The organism is Arcicella sp., assembly GCF_964672035.1.
In genome coordinates, this window is sequence record NZ_CBABQS010000122.1 from 1 (window position 1) to 8,167 (window position 8,167).

Below are 8,167 nucleotides of genomic sequence, written 5' to 3' on the forward strand. Positions count from 1 at the left end.
TTTTTAGCCAAAATGATGAAAGATTTTGGGAATTCTACGGTTAAAGGCATTGGAGTGGATGAGAAAACGGCTGTTTGCCTTGATGAAAACGGCATGGGAAAGGTTTACGGAACGAATCAAGCGTATTTTTTGCAAAATAATACTTTGGGAGCAGAAACCTGTGTGAGTGGAACTTCATTGAACTGGCAAAGGAATAATCAAGCCGTGAAAGCGTATAAAATTACGGGTAGTGCTACTGGAAACGGTTCATTTAATGCGTCAACGTGGACATTTTCGGGAGGAAATTCTTATTTTTATTCTGTAAATAATGGGGTTTTAGTTCAGAATTAATACTCAAACTTTTTCGTTTGAATAAATACCGTAAAAATACCCCTTGCGATACCGTCTTTTTACCCTTGACTTTTGGTGATTAAATGGTAAATATTTGTATAACAATTATTTACCTCAAAATTAATAGCCATAAGTCGATGAATATTACTGCTAATTACTTCGGAAATCCCATTATTTTGGGCCGACATACAACGGTTTTTTCTAACGAAATTCTCTTCTTCGAGGGCGATATCAATTACACTTGGATTCATTATGCTATCAATTCAAGTAAAAAAGTACTTGCCAAAACATTGTCGGAAATTGAAGGGAAAATTCAATCAGATAACTTCGTGCGGGTAAGTCGTAAGCACTTGGTGAATCGAAAATTTATTGTAGAAATTGGACGAGATTTTGTCATGCTGTCAGATAATACTATTTTACCCGTTTCTCGTCGGAGGAGGAATGTGTTTTGAAAGTAAAAACCTTCCCAAAAATTTAACCGTAAAGGTATTTTTTTAGGAAGGTAATGCTTCAATAGTTAATCCAATTATGCCAAAATCCCCTCAATTTTCCCTAATTCTTCCTCCGAAAACTTCTTATTCTTCAAACATTCCAAAGAATCCAATAACTGCGAAACTCTACTGGCACCAATCAAAACGGACGTAACTCGCTGATCTTTCAAGAGCCAAGCCAATGCCATTTGGGCTAAAGTTTGTCCACGTTCTTGGGCTATATCATTTAATTTTTTGATTTTCTGGATTAATGCTGGCGTAATTTGTTCATGTAATAGTGCTCCATGAGCAAATGTTGCTCTCGAACCCGAAGGAATTTCTTTTAGGTATTTATCGGTCAGAAGTCCTTGTGCCAAAGGTGAAAATGGTATGCAACCTACCCCTTCATCTCCCAAAACATCCATCAAACCGCCTTCAACCCAACGCTCTAACATAGAATATTTGGGTTGATGAATCAAGCAAGGCGTACCTAATCTTTTTAAAATTTCAACCGCTTTTTTGGTATCCTCAGCCGAGTAGTTGGAAATGCCAACATATAAAGCTTTTCCTTGACGAACCAGACTATCCAAGGCTCCCATTGTTTCTTCCAGTGGCGTATTTGGGTCGGGGCGATGTGAGTAAAAAATATCGACGTAATCCAAGCCCATTCTCTTTAAACTCTGGTCGCAACTTGCAATCAAGTACTTTCTTGAACCCCATTCGCCATAAGGCCCATCCCACATTAAGTAGCCCGCCTTTGAAGAAATAATGAGTTCATCACGATAGGGTAGAAAATCTTTTTTGAAAAGCATCCCAAAATTTTCCTCTGCCGAACCAGGAGGGGGACCATAATTATTAGCTAAATCAAAATGGGTAATTCCTCGGTCAAAGGCTGTTCTGAGGATGTCTCGATAATTTTCAAAGATATCTATGCCCCCGAAATTGTGCCATAATCCCAAAGAAATGGCGGGTAATTTTAATCCACTATTGCCACAACGGCGGTATTCCATCGCATTATCGCCCGAAGAATCGTAACGATTAGGATTTGCTAAATAAGTCATTGATATTATTATTATTAATGTTTGTACACATCAAATTTAAGGATTGTTTATTTAACGGCCATGAAAATTCTCGTATTCGTAAATGTTGCTTGTTCAACCACATTTTTATTGTGTGAACAAATAAAGAGTCCAACGAATAATTCTTCTGGAAAATCAAAATCGGGTACTTCCACCGACCAGAAAGGATTGCCTGATTTGGCAACTGCGACAAAGTAACTTCTTCCCCGACGTTCCAATTGTAAAATCTCGGCACCGATGATGGGAATTTTTATTTCTTCGATATTCATCCCATTTTTCTTCCGAAATTGAAATGCCGTCAAACCATCGCCGTGAACGGTCAAGCAAACCATTGCCGCACTCGTATCCGTACTGGTGCGAGCCATCCAACCCGATTTTCGATGTAAATCTGTGCCTTTTCCAATAAGATTTGGTTGGGTTGTGAGGATAAAATCTCCTTTGATTTTTTTGTATGCCAAATGTAATTCATCTTTTTTGAACCAAATATTTTCACCCGAACCCGTGAGCGTGTAAACTTTCGAAGAATTATCATAATTGGCGGTTCCTGCGGTTTTTACGGGTCCAATATCCGTATGGTTTTCAAATATACCAACCGTATTTTGTGCTTTTGAGACGACAAAAGTGATACAGAAAGTAAGAGATAGCAGTATTTTTTTCATGCGTGAATTTCGAGAATTGAGTGAAATCTGATGTTGGAAATATATTGTACTTCCAATTTACTTTAAATGTAGCGATATCAGATGCGGGGCTATCGGGAGGTTATTTTGTCTTTAATAAGTGTGGATCTTGAGAACTTTTAAATACAAATGATTTTTGTATTTGTTTATATAAATTAATTATTGTACTATTTAAAGAATTTTCGATAAAATTCAACATGGTATATAACTTTTCCGTTATTTTTACATCAGAATAAAGCAATTAATAACCACGAGCTACAAAGCGGAAAGCTCATTAAATACAAATACTTATGGAAACATTAGGATACATAGCGGGAATTTTAACAACGATAGCGTTCGTTCCCCAAGTGATTCAAATCTACAAAACAAAATCAGCAGAAGACGTGTCGTTGGCCATGTTCTTACTTTTTACGGCGGGTGTCGTGATGTGGTTGGTTTACGGAATACAATCTCAGGCAGTTCCTGTCATTGCGGCGAACTCAATAACGCTTTTATTATCATGTGTAATTTTGTTCTTTAAATTTAAATATAGAAAATCGGTTTAATTTCAAATGGTAATTGTTGCGGTTTTAGATTTTATAAAAATATCAATCTATAAAAAGCCTTGTTCTGGATATCAGAACAAGGCTTTTTTCGTAAATTGTGGATTCAAAGAAAAACGAAACCATGAAACATACGTTGAAATTCTTATTTACAGTTCTCATCTTCACGCAAGCATTCACAACGTTTGCACAGCAAGACCAAATGTATATTACCTATCCGTTTATGCCCCTTAACGTCAATCCCGCTTATGCAGGTAGTCGTGAGGTGATTAGTATTTCGGGAATTTATCGTACAAGACCGCTCTTTGGCCCTTTGGGTGCCGCCACAACCACACAACAATATTTTAATTTTGATATGCCCATTGCTAATGACCGCATGGCAATCGGCTTTCAGGCGTATAATGCCCAAACCCAAGGAGGTTTATCCGGCGCAGGGGTGTATGGTAACTTAGGACTTTACGGAAATTATGCTTACCGTCTGACACTTCCCAATGACGGAAAATTAGCCATCGGCGTTCAATTAGGCGTTACACAAGTACCCATTACTTTCAGTTTGGGAACTGGAAGTTCGGGTAATACTACCTTCAATTCAAGTTACGGAGCAGGAATTTACTATAATAATGATGACGCTTATTTTGGTGTTTCGATGCTAAATGTCAATGCTTCAGATAATTATAATCGACCAATTTTTATAACAGGCGGATACGTTTTTACGATTGATGATGACTTTAAAATCAAAACGGGCGCTTTAGTCAGAAAACAATCCACTAATTTGGGCGGTAAAACAGACTTCGATTTAAACGCAACGGGCTGGATAAATGACAAATTTGGTATTGGTATTTGGTATCAAAATACAGGTTCAGACAATTCAACAAATACCTCGATTTTAGGTTCATTGCAGGTTCAGTTAAAAAAAATACATATAAGTTATTCTTATGATTTTTCAGGGTCTGGCTATTCAAATACAATTTCATCGCAAGGCTTTCATCAGATAATGTTAAAATATGAAATGGATGCTGGAAATGGTAAATCAGGGGTTTTTAAGTATTTTTAATAATACCCAAAAGACTGCATCCAATCAATCATTTTTGTGTTTTTGATGCGGGCATATTGTTGGGTATATCTCAAATCTGCCTTCTCATTTTCAAAAACCAAAAGTCCAATTCTGTAATATCCCCGCTTCACACAATCCTGCTGAATCATGGTAACAAAACCAGGACTAAACAGTTGGTGAGTACGTAAAAAATCTTTCCGTATAAGGCACGGGCGTTGCGGATAAATCAAAAAAGTTTCATCTGTTTGTTCATTTTTTAGCACCACAAAAAAAGTGTTGTCAAGATTTTTTTCTGATAGATAAAAATCTTGATTGTTGAAGTACAATATTTTAACGCCACCGTAAACATCATTTACTTTATTGAGGAAAGAAAAATTAAGATTTATATTTTTAAATGATTGATTGTTAAGTGGTTCTGCTAAAATATTTTCTAAGGTGTCAAATCTGCTTTTAGGAAATTGATAAATTTTTCTTTGTAAAGATTGTTCAAACAAGGCCAAAGATTGGGGCGAAAATCCAAACATTTTGTTGTTTGTGGTTCGATGATGTTTTAAATCATAAATATCTGCTTCGTGCGAACGTTCGTAAAATAGTACTTGCGGAATGGCTTTGTAGTAGGAATGTAAACAAAAAATTAAGCTCAAAGGCAAAGAAATAATACCAATAACTTGCCGAATTTTGCCCTCCGAAAACATGATAAATAGTAAATAAACCACATCAATACTCACTACCGAATACAGCAAATATCGATCAACTAACATTAATTCTTTGTAAAAAACACCTCTTGAAATGGCCACTCCTGCGGCAGTTAGTAAAAGTGAACCAGCCATTAAAATCATAATTATTCGTTGACGAAAAAGTTCAACATATTTCAGTAAAATGTTTCCACTTTTGTTATTTTTTAAAATAGATTTATTGATTAAGTGTTTGAAAAATAAGAAGATAAAGACGGAAATGAATATTCCCATAATGATGGCTAATAGCAACCCAAATGCTCCGACAACAGCGTGTTTAGAAGTAAATTGTTCCAATGACCCACCCAAAAAACCACTCAAAGCTCCCAAAATAATTTTAGGTTTTGACATTAATAAATCTTGGAAAGAATAACCCGCTAATCCCACAACGGTAGGCATATTCAGATAAAATAATCCACCCGTAATCAGCCCAATCACGATATAAATTGTGGCCATTTTATATCGTCCCTGATAAAGTGGAATTAACGCTCCAAGCATAAAAATATAGAAAGCATTTCCATTAATCTGGGTATGGATAATGCCCAAAATAACCGCAATAATAAACGATTTTGTGGTATGTTTTGCCAAGAAATAATACGCTGTAATCGTGAAAAAAATGGATTGTTGATATTGTAAACAACTCAACATCCAGAAGATATTTCGGTGAAAAATGGGTTGGAAAAGTAAGAATGTAAAGGGAATGAAATAGAAAATAGGAATATCGTTTTCTCGAATTATTCTTAGACAGAAATACCAAAAACCCAGCAAGAAAAAAGAGCCAAAAATACAAAGTGTCTTAAAATTAACTTGACCTTCAATTAAAAAATCTAACCAGACGAGTAATTTTATTTCTCCAAAACGGTGTCCATTGAAATTTTCCGTTAGAATTTCCCACCATTTTTTGGGTTCGTTTTGTACTCTGACAACGGTATTAAGTATCTGAAAATCGTCAAGATAGGGTACATTTATGGTATGTGTAAAAATGTACTGATAAAAAATTATGATTGGTATAATCATCACACAGAAAAGACCAATTTCATATTGATTTTTAATAGTATTTCCCATGTGTTATGTAGTTTTTATGTATAAAGTGCTACTAAAATATAAATATTTCGTGAAAAATGGGCGGATTCAAATGATAATTTAGTATATGGTAATTTTAGCAATATTCAGATTTAAAAATCTGTGCCAGCTACCTACCTTTACTTGGTAAATAAAGAAAAATAATGCTCAAAAATAACCTTTTTAATAACTGAAAGTATTACTGTTTAAAAAAACTCATAACTCACTATTTTTTGCTATGAATACACAACAACACATTGATTATCAGCGAATTGAACAAGCGATTCGATTCATAGAAAATAATTTTCAACGCCAACCTGCTTTGAAAGAAATTGCCGAAGCCGTCAACCTTTCGGAGTTTCATTTTGATAGAATGTTCACCAAATGGGCGGGAACTTCTCCGCAACGTTTTATGCGTTTTTTATCGAAAGAATACGCCAAAAATGTACTGAATGAAACCAAAGATTTGTTGGATACAACCATCGAAATGGGCTTTTCGAGTTCCTCACGCCTACACGATTTATTTGTAACGTATGAGGCAATGACTCCCGCCGAATACAAACGAAAAGGCGAAGGCTTAACGATTCAATACGGAACGCATGAAACGCCTTTTGGAACTGCTTTCATTGCCATCACTTCCCGTGGAATTTTGGAATTAACCTTTCTATTGGACGAAGAATCTATTAATGAATTAATCCGCTTGGAAAACGAGTTTAAAAATGCAGAATTCGTTGAGAATCAGGAAGATACTTCGATATTTATTAATCAGATTTTTGTAAAGAATTCGGATAAAAAACCTTTAATGATGCTTTTGCGGGGAACAAATTTTCAAATAAAGGTTTGGGAAGCATTGCTCAAAATTCCTTCGGGCAGATTGGCGTGTTATGAAGATATTGCCAAATTGATTGATAAACCAACGGCACAGCGGGCAGTCGGTTCGGCGATTGGGGCAAATAATATTGCTTATTTAATTCCTTGTCACCGAGTGATTCAAAAAGTGGGAACAACGGGTAATTATCGTTGGGGAGCATATCGAAAAAAGGCGATTTTGGGTTGGGAAGGAGCGAAGGGGAATGAATAAATTGTTAAATAAGGATGACATGGTTTAAAACGATGTCATCCTTGAAATTTTACTTCAAAGTCTTCAAATATTCAACTGATAAAGGCACATTTTCAACTTCATGGTCGCTTTCATCTTCAATAAAATAGTGCTTGATACCAATCTTTTTAGAAACCCTAAAAATGTTTTTCCAATCTGCCTGACCCGTTCCTAAAACCACGTCATTTTCAGCGGGTGTATGTCCAGAAAAATCGCCAACTACGCCTTTTTTAAGGTCTTTCACGTGCATTAATTTCCAACGGCTACCGTATTTTTCGAGCAATTGTACAGGATTTCCTCCGCCGTGAAGCACCCACAAAACATCCATTTCAAAGGACACGTATTCGGGATTTGTATTTTGGAAAATATAATCTAAAAGCGTACCGTTTTCGTAAGGTCTGAATTCGTATCCGTGTGGATGATAACAGAAAGTCAAGCCGTTTTCTTTCAATATTTTTCCAGCTGAATTAAAAACTTCCACGGCTTTTTTAGCATCTTCAATCGTGAAATTATCACCTTTGTGAGGAATCCATGCACACATGACAAATTTTGAACCCAATTCTTGAGCGTTTTTGATAATCTTTTGCGGATTTTTTTCAAGGTCTTCAAAACCACTTCCTGTCGATGGAATATTGATGCCACGGTCACTACAAAGTTTCTTGAATTCTTCATTGGTAGTGCCTTTTGTTGCTCCACCTTCCAGTTCGGTGATACCCATTTTTTGGATAATATCAAGCGTTGAAACCGCTCCATTTTTAGGAAATTCCTTTCTGAACGTATAAGCCTGAACGCCAAGTGGATAGTTGAACGCTTTTCTGCCTTTTTGAGCAAAAATATCAGCTTGAAGTGTCAAAATCGACAAGACGAAAATTAGAATTTTAACCGTATTTTTCATTTTTAGCATTTTGTTGTTGAGATAAAATATTAGGATTAATGTGCGAAAATCATTTAGACTAACTTAAATAGAACTCATGCGAATCAGGGGTTAGATATTAGCCAATAGTATTAAAGCGGCGGCTAATTTTCCAAAAATATGAACGTTTAATCCACTTTCAGATCTAACAAATGATGCGTTTTGAATATTTGTTAATTGAATTACCCAATTAAACAACGATTCTAT

General features: G+C 35.7%; 8 protein-coding genes and 1 pseudogene. 5 read left to right on the forward strand and 4 right to left on the reverse strand.

Annotated elements, in window-relative coordinates; translation table 11 throughout:
- Window positions 1-330: pseudogene (locus tag AC1W31_RS19645) on the forward strand (cyanophycinase); the annotation flags it as partial.
- A 137-nt stretch (window positions 331-467) separates the two neighbouring features.
- Complete coding sequence (locus AC1W31_RS19650; protein WP_481736199.1) at window positions 468-782, forward strand: LytR/AlgR family response regulator transcription factor; 315 nt, start codon at window positions 468-470, stop codon at window positions 780-782.
- Window positions 783-856: 74 nt separating this feature from the next.
- On the opposite strand, the gene mgrA is transcribed toward AC1W31_RS19650, so the two are convergent.
- Together mgrA and AC1W31_RS19660 are read right to left on the reverse strand one after the other, a co-directional pair.
- A complete protein-coding gene (gene mgrA, locus AC1W31_RS19655; RefSeq protein ID WP_481736200.1) occupies window positions 857-1,861 on the reverse strand; it encodes an L-glyceraldehyde 3-phosphate reductase in 1,005 nt (334 codons plus the stop codon).
- 47 nt (window positions 1,862-1,908) lie between these two features.
- Complete coding sequence (locus AC1W31_RS19660; protein WP_481736201.1) at window positions 1,909-2,538, reverse strand: hypothetical protein; 630 nt, start codon at window positions 2,536-2,538, stop codon at window positions 1,909-1,911.
- Window positions 2,539-2,846: 308 nt separating this feature from the next.
- Between AC1W31_RS19660 and AC1W31_RS19665 the strand changes: the two genes are divergently transcribed.
- The gene (locus AC1W31_RS19665) at window positions 2,847-3,101 is read left to right on the forward strand and encodes a SemiSWEET transporter (protein ID WP_481736202.1); all 255 of its coding nucleotides are present in this window, start codon (window positions 2,847-2,849) and stop codon (window positions 3,099-3,101) included.
- Window positions 3,102-3,222: 121 nt separating this feature from the next.
- Window positions 3,223-4,152, forward strand: coding sequence for a PorP/SprF family type IX secretion system membrane protein (locus AC1W31_RS19670; RefSeq protein ID WP_481736203.1), 930 nt, complete (start codon window positions 3,223-3,225; stop codon window positions 4,150-4,152).
- Here the strand turns inward: AC1W31_RS19670 and AC1W31_RS19675 are convergent.
- Complete coding sequence (locus AC1W31_RS19675) at window positions 4,149-5,951, reverse strand: hypothetical protein (protein WP_481736204.1); 1,803 nt, start codon at window positions 5,949-5,951, stop codon at window positions 4,149-4,151. The genes AC1W31_RS19670 and AC1W31_RS19675 overlap by 4 nt on opposite strands.
- Window positions 5,952-6,186: 235 nt before the next feature.
- Here AC1W31_RS19675 and AC1W31_RS19680 point away from each other — a divergent pair, with 235 nt between their 5' ends.
- Complete coding sequence (locus AC1W31_RS19680; RefSeq protein ID WP_481736205.1) at window positions 6,187-7,029, forward strand: methylated-DNA--[protein]-cysteine S-methyltransferase; 843 nt, start codon at window positions 6,187-6,189, stop codon at window positions 7,027-7,029.
- Between the two features lie 49 nt (window positions 7,030-7,078).
- Here the strand turns inward: AC1W31_RS19680 and AC1W31_RS19685 are convergent, their stop codons facing one another.
- Entirely contained in the window at window positions 7,079-7,942 is an 864-nt protein-coding gene (locus tag AC1W31_RS19685) for a sugar phosphate isomerase/epimerase family protein (protein WP_481736206.1), read from the reverse strand.
- Window positions 7,943-8,167 lie beyond the last annotated feature (225 nt).